Origin of the sequence: Shinella zoogloeoides (assembly GCF_033705735.1) — a bacterium.
Lineage (GTDB): Bacteria > Pseudomonadota > Alphaproteobacteria > Rhizobiales > Rhizobiaceae > Shinella > Shinella zoogloeoides_A.
The window spans coordinates 2593664-2611740 of sequence record NZ_CP131130.1 but is presented as its reverse complement, the minus strand read 5'-3'; the positions used below and the strand labels follow the sequence as shown (position 1 = coordinate 2611740).

The 18077-nt window shown below is 66.1% G+C and carries 17 protein-coding genes; 5 read left to right on the top strand and 12 right to left on the bottom strand.

Features of this window, described 5'->3' with window-relative positions:
- Position 1 precedes the first annotated feature (1 nt).
- The 5 genes from ShzoTeo12_RS13000 to ShzoTeo12_RS12980 form a co-directional block, all read right to left on the bottom strand.
- Positions 2 to 724: an ABC transporter ATP-binding protein gene (locus ShzoTeo12_RS13000; protein WP_119256511.1), complete on the bottom strand. Its 723-nt coding sequence runs from the start codon at positions 722 to 724 to the stop codon at positions 2 to 4.
- Between the two features lie 3 nt (positions 725 to 727).
- A complete protein-coding gene (locus ShzoTeo12_RS12995; protein WP_318909984.1) occupies positions 728 to 1510 on the bottom strand; it encodes an ABC transporter ATP-binding protein in 783 nt (260 codons plus the stop codon).
- Complete coding sequence (locus ShzoTeo12_RS12990; protein ID WP_318909983.1) at positions 1507 to 2478, bottom strand: branched-chain amino acid ABC transporter permease; 972 nt, start codon at positions 2476 to 2478, stop codon at positions 1507 to 1509. The genes ShzoTeo12_RS12995 and ShzoTeo12_RS12990 overlap by 4 nt, the downstream gene beginning before the upstream one ends.
- Positions 2479 to 2482: 4 nt before the next feature.
- Positions 2483 to 3352 (bottom strand): branched-chain amino acid ABC transporter permease, encoded by an 870-nt coding sequence (locus ShzoTeo12_RS12985; protein WP_119256514.1) that lies wholly within the window; start codon positions 3350 to 3352, stop codon positions 2483 to 2485.
- A 147-nt stretch (positions 3353 to 3499) separates the two neighbouring features.
- Complete coding sequence (locus tag ShzoTeo12_RS12980; protein WP_245424814.1) at positions 3500 to 4687, bottom strand: ABC transporter substrate-binding protein; 1188 nt, start codon at positions 4685 to 4687, stop codon at positions 3500 to 3502.
- A 228-nt stretch (positions 4688 to 4915) separates the two neighbouring features.
- Here ShzoTeo12_RS12980 and ShzoTeo12_RS12975 point away from each other — a divergent pair, with 228 nt between their 5' ends.
- Positions 4916 to 5623: a GntR family transcriptional regulator gene (locus ShzoTeo12_RS12975; protein WP_318909982.1), complete on the top strand. Its 708-nt coding sequence runs from the start codon at positions 4916 to 4918 to the stop codon at positions 5621 to 5623.
- Between the two features lie 6 nt (positions 5624 to 5629).
- Here the strand turns inward: ShzoTeo12_RS12975 and treY are convergent, their stop codons facing one another.
- The 3 genes from treY to treZ all read right to left on the bottom strand — a co-directional run bounded on the left by treY (position 5630) and on the right by treZ (position 10526).
- The gene (gene treY, locus ShzoTeo12_RS12970) at positions 5630 to 8251 is read right to left on the bottom strand and encodes a malto-oligosyltrehalose synthase (protein WP_318909981.1); all 2622 of its coding nucleotides are present in this window, start codon (positions 8249 to 8251) and stop codon (positions 5630 to 5632) included.
- A gap of 65 nt (positions 8252 to 8316) precedes the next feature.
- Positions 8317 to 8748, bottom strand: a complete 432-nt coding sequence (locus ShzoTeo12_RS12965) for a CBS domain-containing protein (RefSeq protein WP_119256517.1) — start codon at positions 8746 to 8748, stop codon at positions 8317 to 8319.
- On the bottom strand, positions 8745 to 10526 hold the full coding sequence (gene treZ, locus ShzoTeo12_RS12960) for a malto-oligosyltrehalose trehalohydrolase (RefSeq protein WP_318909980.1): 1782 nt from the start codon (positions 10524 to 10526) through the stop codon (positions 8745 to 8747). The genes ShzoTeo12_RS12965 and treZ overlap by 4 nt, the downstream gene beginning before the upstream one ends.
- A gap of 157 nt (positions 10527 to 10683) precedes the next feature.
- On the opposite strand from treZ, the gene glgX reads away from it, so the two are divergent.
- Positions 10684 to 12768, top strand: a complete 2085-nt coding sequence (gene glgX / locus ShzoTeo12_RS12955) for a glycogen debranching protein GlgX (RefSeq protein ID WP_318909979.1) — start codon at positions 10684 to 10686, stop codon at positions 12766 to 12768.
- An 8-nt stretch (positions 12769 to 12776) separates the two neighbouring features.
- Entirely contained in the window at positions 12777 to 13832 is a 1056-nt protein-coding gene (locus tag ShzoTeo12_RS12950; protein ID WP_318909978.1) for a DNA topoisomerase IB, read from the top strand.
- A gap of 47 nt (positions 13833 to 13879) precedes the next feature.
- Here the strand turns inward: ShzoTeo12_RS12950 and ShzoTeo12_RS12945 are convergent, their stop codons facing one another.
- From ShzoTeo12_RS12945 to ShzoTeo12_RS12935, 3 genes are read right to left on the bottom strand one after another with little or no spacing between them, the layout of a single operon-like run.
- Positions 13880 to 14143, bottom strand: a complete 264-nt coding sequence (locus ShzoTeo12_RS12945) for a DUF982 domain-containing protein (RefSeq protein ID WP_413251101.1) — start codon at positions 14141 to 14143, stop codon at positions 13880 to 13882.
- Positions 14140 to 14559 (bottom strand): cyclic nucleotide-binding/CBS domain-containing protein, encoded by a 420-nt coding sequence (locus tag ShzoTeo12_RS12940; RefSeq protein WP_318909977.1) that lies wholly within the window; start codon positions 14557 to 14559, stop codon positions 14140 to 14142. Before ShzoTeo12_RS12940 ends, ShzoTeo12_RS12945 begins: the two co-directional genes overlap by 4 nt.
- On the bottom strand, positions 14546 to 14743 hold the full coding sequence (locus ShzoTeo12_RS12935) for a hypothetical protein (RefSeq protein WP_318909976.1): 198 nt from the start codon (positions 14741 to 14743) through the stop codon (positions 14546 to 14548). The genes ShzoTeo12_RS12940 and ShzoTeo12_RS12935 overlap by 14 nt, the downstream gene beginning before the upstream one ends.
- Positions 14744 to 14868: 125 nt before the next feature.
- Between ShzoTeo12_RS12935 and ShzoTeo12_RS12930 the strand changes: the two genes are divergently transcribed.
- Together ShzoTeo12_RS12930 and ShzoTeo12_RS12925 are read left to right on the top strand one after the other, a co-directional pair.
- Positions 14869 to 15651, top strand: a complete 783-nt coding sequence (locus tag ShzoTeo12_RS12930; protein WP_318909975.1) for an SDR family NAD(P)-dependent oxidoreductase — start codon at positions 14869 to 14871, stop codon at positions 15649 to 15651.
- Positions 15652 to 15717: 66 nt separating this feature from the next.
- Positions 15718 to 17220 carry a malonyl-CoA synthase gene (locus tag ShzoTeo12_RS12925; RefSeq protein WP_318909974.1) on the top strand — a complete coding sequence of 501 codons (1503 nt, stop codon included), beginning with the start codon at positions 15718 to 15720 and terminating at the stop codon, positions 17218 to 17220.
- On the opposite strand, the gene ShzoTeo12_RS12920 is transcribed toward ShzoTeo12_RS12925, so the two are convergent.
- On the bottom strand, positions 17208 to 18071 hold the full coding sequence (locus ShzoTeo12_RS12920; RefSeq protein ID WP_318909973.1) for a LysR family transcriptional regulator: 864 nt from the start codon (positions 18069 to 18071) through the stop codon (positions 17208 to 17210). The two genes, ShzoTeo12_RS12925 and ShzoTeo12_RS12920, sit on opposite strands and share 13 nt — an antisense overlap.
- Between the last annotated feature and the right edge of the window lie 6 nt (positions 18072 to 18077).

The window sequence follows — 18077 nt, the reverse complement described above, 5'->3', positions numbered from 1 at the left end:
GTCAGAGTTCGCCTCCGAGGTAGGCAGCCTTGATGCGGTCGTCGTTCATCAGTTCCCTGGAATTGCCGGAAAGCGCGATCGAGCCGGTGGAGAGCGCATAAGCGCGGTTGGAGATGGAAAGGGCCATGCGGCTGTTCTGCTCGACGAGGAGGATGGAGACCTTCTCGTCGCGGCTGATGGCCACGATGGCGCGGGCGATGTCCTGCACGATCTTCGGCGCGATGCCGAGGGAAGGCTCGTCGAGAAGCAGGAGCTTGGGGCGGGCCATCAGGGCGCGGGCGATCACCATCATCTGCTGCTCGCCGCCGGACATGGTGCTCGCCTGCTGGTGATAGCGTTCCTTAAGGCGAGGAAAGCGCGTCAGCACGTTTTCCAGCGTCCGCTCGATCTCCGCCTTGTCGGTGCGGGTGAAGGCCCCCATCAGGAGATTGTCCTTCACCGACATCAACGGGAAGGCGCGGCGGCCCTCCGGCACCATGGAGATGCCCCGGCGGACGATCTCGGCGGCGGGCGTGCCGTCGAGCTTTTCGCCCTGGTAGGTGATCCGGCCGGACTTGATCGGCCTGAGGCCCGTGATCGCCCGCAGGATCGAGGACTTGCCGGCGCCGTTCGCGCCGATCAGCGCCACGGTCTCGCCTTCGCCCACATCGATGGAAACGCCTTTCAGCGCATAGATGTGGTCGTAGTAGAGTTCGACATTTTCAACGCTCAATATGTTCGTCATGGCTTACATCCCGATCGCGGCATCTTCGGAGCCGAGATAGGCTTCGATGACCTTCTCGTCCTGGCGGATTTCCTGGGGCGTGCCCTCGGCGATCTTCTGGCCGAAGTTGATGCACACGATGCGGTCGCTGATCTTCATCACCGCGGGCATGTCGTGCTCGACGAGGAGCACGGTGACGCCACGCTCGTCGCGAAGCCGGCGCACGAGGGCCACCATCTTCATCGTCTCGTCGTGGTTCATGCCGGCGAAGGGCTCGTCGAGCAGGATGACCTTCGGATCGGTGGCAAGGCCGATGGCCATGCCGAGCGCGCGAAGATGGCCCTGCGGCAGGTTGGAGGCGAGCTCGTTGCGGATCGCCTGCAGGCCGAGGAAATCGACGATGTCGTCGGCCGATGCCGCGAAGGCCGCCTCGTCCTCGCGCGCCTGCCTAGAGCCGAGGAAGAAGCCGAGAAGGTTCGCCTTCGAGCGCAGGTGATGCGAGACGATGATGTTCTCGCGCACCGTCATGGAGCGGAAGATCGTCGTTTCCTGGAAGGTGCGCACGACCCCGAGACGCGCCACCTTGTGCGGGGCGAGGCTGGAAATGCGGCTTCCCCTGAAGAGCACTTCGCCGCTCGTCGCCGGCACGAAGGAGGAGATCAGCTTGAAGAGCGTGGACTTGCCCGCGCCGTTCGGACCGATCACCGAGAGGATTTCGCCTTCCTTGACGTCGAACGACACGTCGTTCACCGCCGTCAGGCCGCCATAGCGCTTGGTGATGTTGTTGATTTGCAGGATCGGGCTCATGCGCGGCCCTCCTTCTTGTCGAGCAGGCTCAGGACCCCGTTCGGCAGGACCAGCATGAGCAGGATCATGACGCCGGAGTAGATGAGGAGCTGGTATTCCCTGGCGATCGACAGCAGGTCCCAGCCGAAATAAAGCAGGAGCGTGCCGAGCATCGGGCCGAAGACGTATCCGAGGCCGCCGAGGAAGCAGTAGAGCATGAAGTTCACGCTGTCCGCGACGACGAAGGAGGACGGATAGATCGACTGCGAGATCGCCGCGAACATGGCCCCGGCTATGCCGCCGAAGAAGGACGAGATCGCATAGGCGAGGATCCTGAGATAGGCGGTGTTGACGCCGATCGAGGCCGAAAGCTCCTCGTTCTGCTGCAGGCTGCGGCACAGATGCCCGAGGCGCGAGTTCACGATGCGCCAGAGCACGAGATAGGTCACGATCATCAGCACCACGGCCATGACATAGAAGCCGAAGCGCGGATTGGAGAGCGTGCCGAAGGCCGGGATGATCGTCAGGCCGAAGAGGGAGAGTTCCCCCGGCAGCGGGATCGAGGTGATGCCCTTGGCGCCGTTGGTGACCGGCAGGGCGAGCGCGGAAAGGCGCGCGACCTCGGTGAGCACCAGTGTCACCATGGCGAAGTAGACGCCGCGAAGACGCAGGATCGGCAGGCCGATGACGACGGAGATGACGGCGCAGAACAGGCCGGCGAGCGGCAGCGTCAGCCAGAAGGAGACATTCCCCTGCGTCACGAGGATGGCCGAGACATAGCCGCCGACCAGCGCATAGGCGCCCTGGCCGATATTGATGCGGCCGATATAGAAGGTGAGCCACACGCCGGCGGCACCGACGGACAGCAGCGCGACCGAGGTCAGCGTGTAGAAGAAGTCCCAGCGGCCGGTGGCGCGGATGAACAGCGGCACGAGCACGAGAACGGCGATCAGGAAGACGGCGAAGCCGAGGATTTTCTTGATATTCATTGTCTCAACCCCACGGCTTGCCCATCAGCCCCTGCGGGCGGAATGCCAGGAACACCATCAGCGAGGCGAAGATCACGAGATAGGTGATGTCGCCATAGGCCGAGAGCACGGTAAGGCCGACGCTTTCCATCATGCCGAGGATGAAGCCGCCGGCGATCGCGCCGGAAATCACGCCCGCGCCGCCGATCATGATCATCAGGAAGGCCTTGATCGAGGTCGGGCCGCCCATGCCGAGATTGACGCCGGTGATGGTGACGAGAAGGCCGCCGACGAGACCGGCAAGCATCGCGCCGAGCGCAAAGCCCAGCATCGAGTAACGCGAGACGTCGACGCCCATCAACTGGGCTGCCATGCGGTCCTGCGCCAGCGCCCGCATGGCGCGGCCGGCACGGGAATAGTTCATGAAGCCGATGAAGACGACGATGAGGAGGATCGCGAGGACGCCGATCAGGATGCGGTCATAGGGCATGATGATGCGCATGTCCCAGTTGAACACGCCGCTCACGATCTTCGGCACGCCGCGCTGCTTCTCGCCGAAGAGCAGCAGGATGACGGCATCGAGGAAGAAGGCGACGCCGGCGGCGAGCAGCATGGTCGATTCATCGCGCTTGGAGCGGCGCACGACCGGCGCGAAGAGGAATTTCTCGATGAGCGCGCCCATGACCGCGAGGATCACGGCCGAGGCGACAAGGCCGACGACGAAGGGCAGGCCGAACTGGACGACCACCGTATAGGTGACGAAGCCGCCGAAGACGTACATCTGCCCGTGGGCGAAGTTCAGCACGTTCATCAGCGAGAAGATCAGCGTCAGCCCGAGGGCTATCAACGCATATTGCGCACCAAGGTAGAGACCGTTGGCGATTATCTGTTCCATCGTGAGCCTCCAATGGAAAGGTCAGGCAGAGAGAGACCCGGCCGGACGACAGGTGCGGTCCGGGTCCCGTTTCTGAAGCGCTGCGCGCCGTTCGGACGGGTGCGAAGCACTTTTCCTGGATTTGCCTCCAGGCGCCTCAGGCGCCGGTCAGTCGACCTGGCCGACGAACAGCGTCTCGAACTTGCCGTCCTTGTACTCGTTGACGACGAGCGGGACGGAGATCTGGCGCTTCTGGCCGAAGGAGGTCATGCCCACATATTTCAGCTTCGCGTCGCCCTTCATGAAGGGGTTGGGCGCTTCGAAGGTGTCGATCGTCTTCTTGAACTCGTCGACATTGTCGATGGCCGCCGGGTTCGCCTTGATCGTCTCGATGATGTATTCGAGCGCATAGACCTTGGTGTTGGACTCGTCGTTGTATTCGCCGAACATCTTGGTGTAGCGGTCGACGAATTCCTTCATCGTGTCGCTGGCAAGCTCCGGCGTGGAGGCGCCGCCGACGGAGATGAAGCCTTCGGCAAGTTCGCCGGCGCCTTCCTTGAGGACGGCCGCGTCCTGCGCCGTCTCGGTCGAGATGAGGCCGGTATAGCCGAGCTCGCGCGCCGAGCGGATGAGCTGCGGGGCGTTGGCCGGCGACACGCCGGAGAGTACGAGGAGATCCGGTGCGGACTGGATGACCGGCAAGAGGACGGGCGTGAAGTCCGTCGTATCCACCTGGTAGGTCACGTTGCTGGAGACCACGTCGAGGCCGAGGGCCTGAGCGGCGGCGACGCCGGATTCACGCTGGCTGAGCGGATCGGATTCGTTGGCCGCGACGAAGGCCACCTTCTTCACGCCCTTGTTTTCCATCAGGTACTTATAGATGGCCGGGCCGGACTGGTAGTTCGCCACCATGCTGAGGATGGCGTTGGAGGCCGGCGGCGAGAAGAGCGCCTTCGGGAAGGAATAGGGGAAATACATGATACCGTTCTGCTCGGCGGCCGGGCGAACCGCCGCCGCGCCGTCGTCGACATTCGGGCCGACGACGTAGTGGACGCCATCCTGTGCCATCTTTTCCATGCCGGCGATGGCGCGCTTGGGATCCTTCTGGTCGTCGAAGGGGACGATCTCGATATTGTAGGTCTTGTCGCCGATCTTGACGCCGCCGAGTTCGTTCAGCCAGGTCGCCCGTGCCTCCATCGAGCGCTGGTTGGAGATGCCCCAGGCCGCGGCCGGGCCGGAAGTGACGCCGACAAAGCCGACCTTCAGCGTCGCGTTCTCGGCATGGGCCATCAGCGGCAGCGACAGGACGGTCGCTGCGGCGAGGGCGGAAAACTTCAGGAATGTGCGCTTGTGCATGATGTTCTTCCTCTGGGCCATTGATCTTTATCGGTATAGGCACGCGGGCCGCGAGAGGCGGCCATATCGGCCTTGGCTTGAGCATTGAGCGTATTGTTAACGATCTTGTCAAGTGGTGTGAACAAGGGCGAGATATGGCGTCGACGAAATTGACGCTTGTTGGTCAACCAAAACGGCCCTATCTAGGGGCTTACGAGGCAGAGAACGCATGTAAAGGTCAATGCGGCCATGGATGTAAGCACGCGGAACCCGGTGGCGGAATCGGACGAGATCGACGAGAGCGATATCGTCGAGCGCATTTTCGAGGCCGTTATCGAGCAGCGGTTGCCGCCGGGCACCAAGCTTTCCGAATCCGCACTTTGCGATGCCTTCGGCGTCGGACGGATGCGCATCCGCCGCAGCCTGCTGCTGCTTGCAAGCCGCGAGGTCGTCGAGCTGCATGCCAATCGCGGCGCCTTCGTCGCCTCCCCCACGGCCGAGCAGGCCCGCGAGGTCTTCGAGGCTCGTCTGGCGCTCGAGCCGAACATCGCGCGCCTCGCCGTCCAGCGTGCGACGGAGGAGGATATCGCGACGCTGAACCTTCATCTGGAAATGGAGCATCTCGCCCACAAGGAGCGGCGTCGGCACGATGCGATCCGCCTGTCCGGCCAGTTCCACACGCTGATGGCGCAGGTCGCCGGCAATGCCGTGCTCCTGCGCACCATGAAGGAACTGGTGACGCGCACCTCGCTGATCATCGGCATTTTCGGCGCGCCCGGCGTCAGCAATTGCCGCGACGACGACCATGCGGCGATCGTCGGCGCGTTCCATACCCGCGACGCCGAAAAGGCGGCGTGGATGATGACGCAGCACCTGCGCCACATCGAGAGCCATCTCCAGCTCGGCGCCAAGGCGACGGACAGCGTCGACCTCGTCAAGCTCTTCGCCAAGCCCTGATCGTTTCTAGACGCTGAGAAGCAAGGCGACCGGCTCCTCCCCGAGGGCGTCCGCCACGGTAAGCGTCGCGCCCGGTGTGAGGGTGCGGCCGTCGAGGATCGAGCGCAGTTTTCGCGCCTCGAAGCCGGCCGGAAGGGCGAGGCGGATATCGTCCAGCGTGCCCTCCAGCAATTGCAAGCCATCCGGCGCGACCTTGCCGAACACCAGCCGCGGGACGACGGTGATGGCGAAGGCCTGCGGCGTGCCGCGCAGGAATGCGAGGGCCTGCCGGCTTCCGTCCGAAAGTGCCAGCGGCAGGTAAGGGCCGTCGAAGGGGGCGGGGTGCCGGTTACGGGCGTCGAGCACTGTCGCCACCAGCCATTGCTTGTAGTCCGCGAAATGCAGCCGTGAGGCCGTCGGCTTTTGCGGAATGTCGAGGCTTTCCATCTCCAGCGGCCGCCGGTTGTCGGGATCGACCAGCGAGAAATCGCCGCGCTCGCTACCCTGATAGATGTCGGGAATGCCGGGCGCCGTCAGCTTGACCAGCGTCTGCGCCAGCGAATTGACCAGCCCCGCATCGATGAAGGGCGAAAGCGTGGCGGCGAAGTCTTCGAGAAAGACGTTGTGCCCGAAGAGGCCGTCCACGAAACCGGCGACTTTTTCTTCGTAGTCGATATCCGGCAGGTTCCAGTTGGAGCCGAGCTTGGCCTCGCGCAGGGCCTTTTCGACATAGGGCCGCATGCGCGTCTTCAGCGCCGCCATGGCCGGTGCGTCCCCATGCCCCTCCAGCGGCCATGCGCCGGCAAGGGATTGGTAGATGAGCCATTCCACGTCCGGCTCCGGCGCAATGCGTTCGGCATGCTGGCGGCGAAGATGTGCGTTGAGCGCCGTCCAGCGCAGCGTTGCCGCGATCCACAGGTCCGGGGCTTCGCCGAGGGTGTAGAGGCGCGCGCGGGCGTCCTCGCCGCGCTTCGTGTCATGCGTCGCGGTGGCTGAAAGGCCGGGCGGCAGGGTCTTTTCGCGCGTCTCCATGGCAGCGTGGAAGGCAGCGGGCCCGCCCGTCGGCCGGCCCGGATCGCCGCCGACCTCGTTGAGGGCGATGAAGGCGTTCTCGCGGTAGAAGAGCGTATCCTCCAGCGCCTTCGCCATGATGGGGCCGCTGAGCTGCTGGAACCGCACGCGGAATTCCGGGCAGCCGGTGAGCGTGCCGCATGTCCTGTCGTCGACAAGCAATTCCCAGATGAAGTCGATCGCCTCGCGCACTTCGGGGCGGACGTCGGCCTGCGCCTGCTGGCGCGCGGCTGCGAGAAGCTGGCGGTCGTGCTCGTCCGCGCCGGCGGTGGCGGTCGTGTAGGTGCGGTAGACGGGAAGGGCCACGATCATGCCGCAGATCGCCTCGGCCAGCGCGGGCCGGGAAAGATCGGCATTTGTCTCGTCCGCCATGGACTTCGCCAGCCGGGTGATACGGTGGACTTCGCCCTCGAAATTGTCCGAAAGCATCTGCCGCTTGCTGGCGCGCCGCGCCTCCTCGTAGCTTCCCCGGTGCTCTTCGGATTTCAGGGGGCGGAAAGCGGCTGCAAGCCGGCCGCCCTCCTTCTCGTCGGCGAAGGCGTCGGCGAGGGAGGCGATGAATTCGTAGCCCGTCGCGCCCTCGACCCGCCAGTCGGTGCGAAAGGGCTCCTCCTTTTCGAGGATTTTCTCGACGACGATATGGACGTCGGGGCCGACGGCGGCGCGCAGGCGTTCGAGATAGGCTTTGGGATCGGCAAGCCCGTCGACATGATCGATGCGCAGGCCGTCCACGATCCCGTCGCGCACGAGATCGAGCACCAGCCGGTGGCTGTCGTCAAAGACCTTCGGGTCTTCGACGCGAAGGCCGACAAGGCCGGCGATCTCGAAGAAGCGGCGATAGCTGAGATGGCGGCTAGCCGTCTTCCAGTCGGTGAGCCGCCATGGCTGGGCGGCGTGAAGCGCGGTGATCGCGGCCAGATCGGCGGAGAGTTCGGCGAGGCGCCGTTCCAGCGCGGCGCGGGCGCCCGAAGCGGCGAGCGCCTGCGAGAGAATGGCCCTGCCATCCGGGTCTTCCTTCGGGCTTGCTTTCACCGTGAAACCGTCCCCGGCGTCGAGCACCAGCCGGTAGGTGCCGGGATGCAAGGGGTAGCAGGTGTCATGATAGCAGAGCGCCAGGGCGTCCCGCTGCGGATCGAGCGCCAGGCGAAGAGAGCCCGCGGCCAGTTCCTCCTCGAAGCTCTTTCCCAGAAAGGGAAGCGTCAGCTTCTGCGACCAGTCGATGTCGAAATGGCCGGAAAAGGGGCTTTCCGCCCCCCAGAGGACGATGCTGTACCACCAGGGATTTTCAAGGCTCGCCGCCATGTGGTTCGGCACGATGTCGAGGAGGAGGCCCATGCCCTCTGCATGCAATTCCGCAGCGAGGCGGACAAGGCCTTCGCGGCCGCCCAGTGCCGGATCGACCTCATTGGTGCGGGTAACGTCGTAGCCATGCGTGGAGCCGCTGACGGCGGTCATCAGGGGAGAGGCATAGAGATGGCTTATGCCGAGCCGCTTCAGATAAGGAACCAGCCGGCATGCTTTGCCGAAGTCCATGCCGTTGCGGAACTGGAGGCGGTAGGTCGAGCGGGGAGAGGTCATGAGGCCCTGAAGATGGGGGTGGAAGCCGCTCCAGAACGCATATCCTCTCGATTTGTTCCAAGGGCTCAAAGGCCGTGGCGGGCGAAATCCGTTCGCGACACCACGCCTGTCAGCCGGCTTTGCCGGTCCAGCACGGCAAGGCGGCGCAGATGCAGCGACTGCATGTTGGCAAGGACGCCTTCCGCCTCCTCGTCGTCGTAGCAATAGGTGATGTTCGTCGTCATGATGTCGGAGACCCGCGTCGTTTCCGCATCCAGCCCCGGGGCCACGGCGCGCAGGATGATGTCGCGGTCCGTCAGGGTGCCGACGAGGCCGCTGGCATCGGCCACCGGCAGGAAGGCGACGTCCCATTCCGCCATCAGGCTCGCGGCATAGTGCAGCGTCTCCTCCGGCCGGACCAGATGGACGTTGCGGGTCATGATCTCGCCGATATGCATTTCGACCTCTCGCTGAACGGTTTGCGGAAGAACCGCCGAGCGGCCGCTTGGTTCCCTCATGCCCTTTTCCGGTCGATGGCGACGACGATGGCGGGACCTGCCGTTCCGCCCTGCGAGAGCTCGAAGATGGCCTCGCCCGCCACGTCCGGCCAGGGCCTTTCCGCATGGGTGAGGTTCGCGCGGATGCCGAGCGTTGCGGCGGGAAAGCGCCAGTCGATGGCAAGCCCGCCATCCTCGCTGGCAAGCACATGCGGCTCGACCGGGCCGGGGCGTAAGAGCAGCGGCACGACATGGGCCTGCCGCAGCCGGATCAGGTCGCGCACGAGGCCATACTGACGGCGGCCGTCGGGCGAAGCGGCGCGTGGCCAGTCGAGCTTGGACGTCAGGAAGGTCTCCTCGGCGGTCGGGTCGGGCAGGTCGCCCGTCTGCCTGCCCTGCGGCAGGCCGCCGAACTTATCGGCCTCGTCCTTGCGGCCTTGCCTCGTCGTATGAGCGAGATCGCCTTCGAAATCGGCAAAGAAGCAGAAGGGGCGCCGCTCGCCATATTCCTCGCCCATGAAGAGCATGGGCACGGCCGGCGCGAGGAGAAGCAGGGCCGTCATCGCGTTGAGGAGCGCGGGATCGGCGAGCACGGCAAGCCGTTCGCCGAAGGCGCGGTTGCCGATCTGGTCGTGGTTCTGCAGGAAATTCACGTTGACCACCGGCGGCAGCGGGTCCTGCGGCGCGGGGCCGATGCGGTCCTTCGAGCGGTCCCGGTGGACGAAGCCGCGGGCGGTCGCTTCCCTCAGGATGTCGTCCGGGGTTTCGGCAAAGGGCGCGTAGTGGCCCTGTTTCTCTCCGGTCGCGATGACATGCAGCGCGTGGTGGAACTCGTCGTTCCAGCCCGCGGTGTAGAGATGAGCGGCGCCGCCGTCCCGGTTGAGAAGGCCCTGCCGGCTCGTCTGGTCCTCGACGACGAGGTGGACATGGCGGTCCGCCGCCGCCCGGCGCAGCGTTTCGGCGAGCTCGATCAGCACATGCCGGCCGCTCTCGTCCTCGATCTCTTCCGTTGCATCGAAGCGCAGGCCGTCCAGCCGATAGTCGAGGATCCAGTGCAGTGCGTTGTCGATGAAATAGCGACGCACCGCCTCCTCCTCGAAGGCGAGCGCCGCGCCCCAGGGCGTATGCCGCTCGGGATGGAAGAAGGCGGGGGCGATGCGCGGCAGGTTGTTCCCGATCGGGCCGAAGTGATTGTAGACGACGTCGAGCAGCACCATGATGCCATGGCCGTGGGCGGCGTCGATCAGCGCCTTCAGGTCGTCCGACGTGCCATAGGCATTGTGCGGCGCATAGTGCAGCACGCCGTCATAGCCCCAGCCGCGCCGGCCCGCGAAGTGGGCGACGGGCATGATCTCGATGGCGGTGATGCCGAGATGGGCAAGGTGCGGCAGGCGCTCTATGGCGGCGCGGAAGGTACCTTCCGGCGTGAAGGTGCCGATGTGCAATTCGTAGAGCACGGCCTCCTCCCACGGCCGGCCCTTCCAGCTGGCATTGCGCCAGGCATAGCGGCGATGGTCGACCACCACCGACGGTCCGTCGATGTCGTTCCATTGCGCATGGGAGGCGGGGTCGGGGATTTCGGTGCCGTCGGCAAGGCGGAAGCGATAGGGCGTGCCGGGGCCGGCGCGGTCCGTTTCTGCCTCGTGCCAGCCTCCACCCGCCGCGTGCATCGGGATGTCCCTGTCGCCGGCAACCAGCGTGACGGCCGTTTCGGCGGGCGCCCAGAGGCGGAATCGCACCCTGCCATCCTGCAGAATGCGCGGTCCCCAGCTCTTCTGGCTCGGCGATGGTCGTGTCATGCTTCCTCTCCTTCGGTTGCCGGGTTCGAACCGGGAGGCGGGGGCAATTGTTCCGGAACAATGCGTCGCATTTCGCGTTGCCCCACCGCTTTCAAGAGCCCGTTGGATATGGCCGTCAGGCCTTCCGGCTGGTGTTCACCCAAGGGGACCCGCCCGTATGAGCTATTCGTTTTCGGAACTCGATTTCATAAAGCCGGAACTCGGCGCCGAGTTCACCGGCGAGGGCACGCATTTCGCCGTCTTTTCCGCCCATGCCGAAGCGGTCGAGCTCTGCCTCTTCAGCGAGGACAGCAGCGAGGAGGTCGCCCGGCTGCCCCTGCCCAAGCGGGAGGGCGATGTCTGGTCGGGCTATATCGCCGGCCTCAAGCCGGGCACGGTCTACGGCTACCGGGCGCACGGCCCCTATGAGCCGAATGCCGGCCATCGCTTCAACCCGAACAAGCTGCTGCTCGATCCCTATGCCAAGCAGGTCGTCGGCGCCCTCGAATGGGACGACGCGCTCTATGGCTATCGCATCGGCGATCCGGAGGAGGACCTTTCCTTCGACACGCGCGACAGCGCGCCCTTCATGGTGAAGGGCGTGGTGCAGGATCCCGATTTCGACTGGGCGGGAGACCAGGCGATCCGCCGGCCCTGGACGGAGACGATCATCTACGAGGCGCATGTGCGCGGCATGACGATGACCCATCCCGGCGTGCCGGAGGACCTGCGCGGCACCTTCATGGGCATGGCGAGCGACCCCATCGTCGAGCATCTCGTCGATCTCGGCATTTCCGCCGTGGAGCTTTTGCCCATCCAGTATTTCCCCGACGACCGCTATCTCCTGGAAAAGGGCCTGCGCAACTATTGGGGCTACCAGACGCTCGGCTTCTTCGCCCCGCAGCCGCGCTTCCTTTCCGGCCGCGCCATCACCGAGTTCAAGACCATGGTCAAGCGCTTCCATGCCGCCGGCATCGAGGTGATCATGGACGTGGTCTACAACCACACCGCCGAAGGTTCGGAGCGCGGGCCGACGCTGAGCTTCCGCGGGCTCGACAATCTCAGCTATTACCGCCTGTCGCCGGACGATCCGCGCCACACCTACGATACGACGGGCACGGGCAACACGGTCAACATCGCCCATCCCATGGTGCTGCGCATGGTGCTCGACAGCCTGCGCTACTGGGTGGGCGTCATGCATGTCGACGGCTTCCGCTTCGACCTTGCGAGCACCCTCGGCCGCACCCGGCACATCGAATTCGACCGGGAGGGCACGTTCTTCGACGCGATCCGGCAGGATCCCATTCTCTCCGGTGTGAAGCTGATTGCCGAGCCGTGGGATGTCGGCGACGGCGGCTATCAGGTCGGCGGCTTCCCCTATCCGTTCCGTGAATGGAACGACAAGTATCGCGACGACGTGCGGCGGTTCTGGAAGGGGGAGGGCGGGCTCGTCGCGGGGCTTGCCTCGCGCCTTGCCGGATCCTCCGAGCAGTTCAACCATTCCGACCGCGGCGCCACCTCCTCGGTGAACCTCATCAGCGCGCATGACGGCTTTACCCTCATGGACACCGTCTCCTACAACGACAAGCACAACGAGGCGAATGGCGAGGAGAACCGCGACGGCCATTCCGACAACCATTCGGACAATATGGGTGCGGAGGGGCCGACCGACGACGACGGCATCCGCTCGGCGCGGGACCGGCGCCGGCGCAACATGATCGCGACGCTGATGCTGAGCCAGGGCGTGCCGATGCTGCTCGGCGGCGACGAGCTCGGCAACAGCCAGCAGGGCAACAACAACGCCTATTGCCAGGACGACGAGATCGGCTGGACCGACTGGAGCGGCCTCGACGATCCGTTCCTCGATTTCTGCAAGGGCGCGATCGCCTTCCGCAAGGCACATCCGGCGCTTCGCCAGGAACGCTTCCTGACGGGCGAGGCGGCCGGGGACGGCACGATCGAGATCGCCTGGTACCGGCCGGACGGCGCGGTCATGGACGAGGAGGCGTGGAACGACGGCGACCTGCGGACGCTCGGCCTTTTCCTTTCGAAGCCGGCCAACGGGGAGGGGGCCGACCAGCTCTTTCTCGTCTGCAATGCGGGCGGGGATTGCAGCGTGACGCTGCCGGAGGTGAACGGCATCACGGCATGGAAGCGGGTGCTGGATACCGGCGCGGCGGATGACGCCTTCTCTGTTCACCCGGCCGAAAATCCGGCCATGGTCTACGGCGCCAGCATCGCCGCCTTCGAACCGGCGGCGTAGCGATCCAGATGGCGCCGGACAATCTCAAGGAAACCGGCCTCGTCTATGTCTCGGACAGCGAGCCCGGCATTCGCCGGCAGCGTGCCGGCCGCAGCTTCTGCTATCGCCTGCCCGACGGATCGCTCCTTCGCGATGCGGCGGTGAAGGCGCGGATCGCCGCCCTCGGCCTGCCGCCCGCCTATGAGAATGTCTGGATATGCCTCGACGAGAACGGCCACCTGCAGGCGACGGGCTACGATGCGCGGGGCCGCAAGCAGTACCGGTACCATCCCGACTGGCAGGCCCTGAAGAGCGGCGACAAGTTCGACCAGCTGATCGCCTTCGGCCGGGCGCTGCCGAAACTGCGCCGCACGGTGCGGCGCGACCTCGACGGAGCGCCGGGCACGGTCGAGACCATGCTGGCGGCGATCACCGTGCTGCTCGACGAAGCGCATCTTCGCGTCGGCAACCGGGCCTATGCGGTGGAGAACAAGACCTATGGCGCGACGACGCTCCTGAAGCGGCATGTCTGCCTCAGCGACGGGCGGATCGAGCTCAGGTTCACCGCAAAGGGCGGCAAGCGCGTACGCCGCACGCTGAAGAACCCGCGCCTCCAGCGCCTGCTGGAGGATTGCGCGGACCTTCCCGGCCGCCAGCTCTTCGTCTGGCGGGACGAGAACGACGTCGCCCGGCCCGTCGATTCCGGCCGACTCAACACTTATCTCGCCGATATTTCCGGCATCGCCGTCTCTGCCAAGACGTTCCGCACCTGGGCGGGCAGCCTTGCCGCCTTCTCTCTGGCCCGGCAGGCCATAGAAGAGGGCGGAAGGCCGACCATCAAGGGCATGGCGCAGGCGGCGGCCGAGGTACTGCACAACACGCCCGCCATTGCCCGTTCGAGCTATATCCATCCGGACATCATCGCGCTTGCGGACGCGCCGGAGCCGCTGCGCGTGGCGCTGCATCGCCCGCCGCGTTCCACCTCCGGGCTGCGGGCGGAGGAGGAGCGGCTGCTGCGGTTTCTGGAAAGCCGGCGGAACGCCCGCCGCCGTACCCGCCGTGGCGGCGCAGCGGCAGCGCCCTAGCGTCGGAGATGTTCGGGAAGTGGGGGGCAGCTTTTATGGCGCGGCTGCTACGTCGTCCACGAATTCACGCGAAAACCGGCCTCCCTCGCCGCTTCGATGAAGGCCCGGCGGGCGAGGGTCGGATCGTCGTCGCTTGACAGCCCCTGCTCGCAGGTACGCTTTGCCGTCGATGCGGCGGGACCATCCTCCAGCGGCCAGTGGTTCTTCAGGCAAAGCAGGGCATCGCGCGTGCTCTGCACGCGGAGCACCTGCCGCTCGCCCTCGAGCACGACGGCCTCGTCCCAGAGACGATCGGTTGCGAAAATGGTCATTGGCCTTCCTCCGCTCGCCTCTCGGCCGGAAGGTCGACGAGGCTGACGAGGCCGACCACCCGGCGGTCGTCGCGCACCACGACGAGGCGGCGCACGCCGAGCGCGCGCATGCGGGCGGCCACGGTCGCCGTGTCGTCGGCCTCGTTGCACACTTCCGGCGAGACGGTCATGAATTCGGCGATGGTGGTGGAGGTGGAAAGGCCCTTGCCGAGCACCGAGGCGACGATGTCACGGTCGGTGATGATGCCGACGATGGCGCCGACGCCGGGGACTTCCACCGGCAGGGCGCCGACCTCGGTCTCCAGCATCAGCCGCGCGGCGGACTGGGCGGTGTCGTTGGGCGAGACCGTCACGATCTGGGCGGACATCACGTCCTTCACGCGCATCTGCGTCCGCTCCTCTTCAGAGCCGTCCATTGACGAGGCTGCGGCCGTTCGGGGCGGCGGGCACGGCCACCTCCTCCCGCTCCGTGCGGGGGAGCGGCAGGTCCACCTGATGCGGCACGACAACCTGCGGCTCCCAGGAATTGCGGCGTTTTCTCGTGCTGGTATCCGGCGCGGCGTCGGGCTTTCGGGCTAGCGGCTTCTTTTTCTGGCGCACGTCGGACCTCCTGCGAACTGACTTCGTCACAAGCCCAAACGCCACTCCTTCCCGTTGGTTCCGAAAAATCGGGAACCGGGCGGCCCGCCGGACATTCCTGCCGGACCCGACGGATGGAGATGCCCATGCTCTTTGCTGGAAAGGTTGCCCTCGTGACCGGTGCCGGGTCCGGCATCGGCAGGGCCACGGCGCTGGCCTTCGCCCGCCATGGGGCGAGCGTCGGCGTGCTCAGCCGCACCGCCGAGGAGGTGGCGGAGGTGGCGAAGGAGATTCGTGCGCTCGGCGGTTCGGCGCTGGCGCTTGCCGCCGACGTCACCGAGGAGGCGCCGATGCGGGCGGCCGTCGAGCAGCTTGCCGGCGCCTTCGGCGGGCTCGACATCGTCGTCGCCAATGCGGGCATAAACGGCGTCTGGGCGCCGATCGACGATCTTGCGCCGGAGGAATGGGACGCCACCATCGCAGTCAACCTGCGCGGCACATACCTGACGCTGCATCTTGCGGTGCCCCATCTCAAGAAGGCGGGCGAGGGGGCCATCGTCGTCGTCTCCTCGATCAACGGCACACGCACTTTCACGACGCCGGGCGCGACGGCCTATTCGGCCACCAAGGCGGCGCAGGTGGCGATGGTGCAGCAGCTCGCGCTGGAGCTCGGCAAGGCCGGTATCCGCGTCAACGCCGTCTGCCCCGGCGCCATAGAGACGAGCATCGACGAGAACACCGACCAGCGGGGCGCAGGCGAGGCCGGCATTCCCGTGCTCTGGCCGGAGGGCGACATACCGGTGACGCAGGGCAAGCCCGGCACGGCCGACGAGGTGGCGGACGCCATTCTCTTCCTCGCATCTTCCAAGGCACGCCATATCACCGGAACGCCGCTGTGGATCGACGGCGGGCAGGGGCTGCTTCGCTGACAGGTTCCTCTGGCGTCCCGGCCGTGCCCTGTGACAAGGTGCGGCAAGAGCGAAGAGGAGACAGCCATGGCCAACCATCTTTTCGATGCCATCCGCGCTGCTGCGGCGCCGGAGGCGGTGTTCATCGAAACGGTCGAGGGGCGCCGCTGGACCTATGGCGACATGATCCGGCTTTCCGGCCAGTTGGCGCATGCGCTGGCAAGGCGCGGCGTGACGCCCGGCGACCGTGTGGCCGTGCAGGTGGAAAAAAGCCCGGAGGCGTTGATGCTCTATCTCGCCTGCCTGCGGGCGGGCGCCATCTACCTGCCGCTCAACACCGCCTATACGCTGGCGGAACTCGGCTATTTCCTCGGCGATGCCACGCCCGCGCTGGTGGTCGTCGACCCGAAGGTCCGAGACAGCGTCGCGGAGATCGCGGGCGGCACGGTCGAGACGCTGGATGCGACGGGCGGCGGCAGCCTTCTGCAACTGGCCGGCGCGGAGGAGGCGGATTTTTCCGATATCGAGCGCGGGCCGGACGACCTTGCGGCGATCCTCTACACATCCGGCACGACGGGCCGCTCCAAGGGCGCGATGCTGACCCATGACAACCTCCTGTCGAATGCGCTGACGCTGCGGGACCATTGGCGCTTCACGGCCGCCGACCGGCTGATCCATGCCCTGCCGATCTTCCACACGCATGGCCTCTTCGTCGCGTCGAACGTGACGCTCCTTGCCGGAGCCTCGATGTATCTCCTGCCGAAATTCGACGCCGACGAGGTGCTCCGGCTGATGGAAAGCGCGACGGTGCTGATGGGCGTGCCGACCTTCTACGTGCGGCTGGCGCAGCATCCCGGCCTGACGCGCGAGACTGCCGCCGGCATGCGGCTCTTCGTCTCCGGCTCGGCGCCGCTGCTTGCCGAGACCCATCGCAGCTTCTCGGAACGGACCGGCCATGCGATCCTCGAGCGCTACGGCATGACCGAGACCAACATGAACACCTCCAACCCCTATGACGGCGAGCGTGTCGCCGGCACGGTGGGCTTCCCGCTGCCCGGCATCTCGCTGCGCGTCACCGATCCGGAGAGCGGCAAGCCGCTGCCGGACGGCGAGACGGGCATGATCGAGGTGAAGGGGCCGAATGTCTTCAAGGGCTACTGGAAGATGCCGGAAAAGACCGCCGCGGAATTCCGCGCGGACGGCTTCTTCATCACCGGCGACCTCGGCAAGATCGACGGGCGCGGCTATGTGCACATCGTCGGTCGCGGCAAGGACCTCGTGATCTCCGGTGGCTACAACATCTATCCGAAGGAAGTCGAGACCGAGATCGACGGCATGGCGGGCGTCGTGGAGAGCGCGGTCATCGGCGTGCCGCATCCCGATTTCGGCGAGGGCGTGACGGCGGTCGTGGTGCGGCAGAAGGGCTCTACGCTCGACGAGAAGGCGGTGCTCGGCGGGCTGCAGGACCGGCTGGCGCGCTACAAGCAGCCCAAGCGCGTGCTCTTCGTCGACGACCTACCGCGCAACACGATGGGCAAGGTCCAGAAAAACGTCCTGCGCGAGACCTATGCCGATCTCTACAAGGCCTGATCGGCATCCTTCGAGAAGCGCCGCTTGAGGATGTCGAGCACCTCGTTCGCCAGCTCGCCGACGATGCCGCTGCGCTCCCAGGAATAGAGAGAGGCGACGACGGGCGGCTCCGGGCCGAATTCGGCGAAGGGCCGGACCCGCCAGCCTTTCGTGGCATCGACCGGCAGCAGGGAAAGGCCGAGCCCCGCCTCTATGGCCATCAGCACGTTGCGCAGGCTCGCGGAGGTGAAGGCGACATACCAGCGCCGGCGTTCGCGCTCCAGCCGCTCGAACATGGCGTCGCGGTAGAGCCCGCCGGGCGGGAAGGTGACGAGCGGCACGGGGTCGGGCAGGGCCGCCGCCGCGTCCCCGGCGGTGAACCAGGCGATGGGTTCCTCGAAGCTCGCCCAGCTGTCGGCGCTGGGCGTGTCCTCCTTCAGCACCACGATATCGAGTTCGCCGGCGCGGTAGCGCCGCGCCAGGTCCGAGCGAAGGCCGGTGGTGACGTCGAGCCGGGCCTCCTTGTGGCGCTTGGTGAAGGCGGCGAAGGCGCGGGCTATTTCGGGCGTGGCGATATCGTCCGGCATGCCGATCCGCACGGAGGTCGTGCCGGAGGTCTCTGCCACCAGCGTCAGTGCCTCGCTCTGCAGGGAAAGGATGCGCCGGGCGTGGCCGAGCAGGCGCTCGCCCGTCACGGTCAGCCGCACCGGCCGCGCGGCGCGATCGACCAGCTCGCGCCCGATCGCCTCCTCCAGCCGGGCGATCTGCTGGCTCATCGTCGACTGGGTCATGTGCAGGCGATCGGCGGCGGCCGTGAAGCTGCCGGAATCGGCGATCGCCACGAAAGCCCTGAGCAGGCGCGGGTCGAGCATGCCATC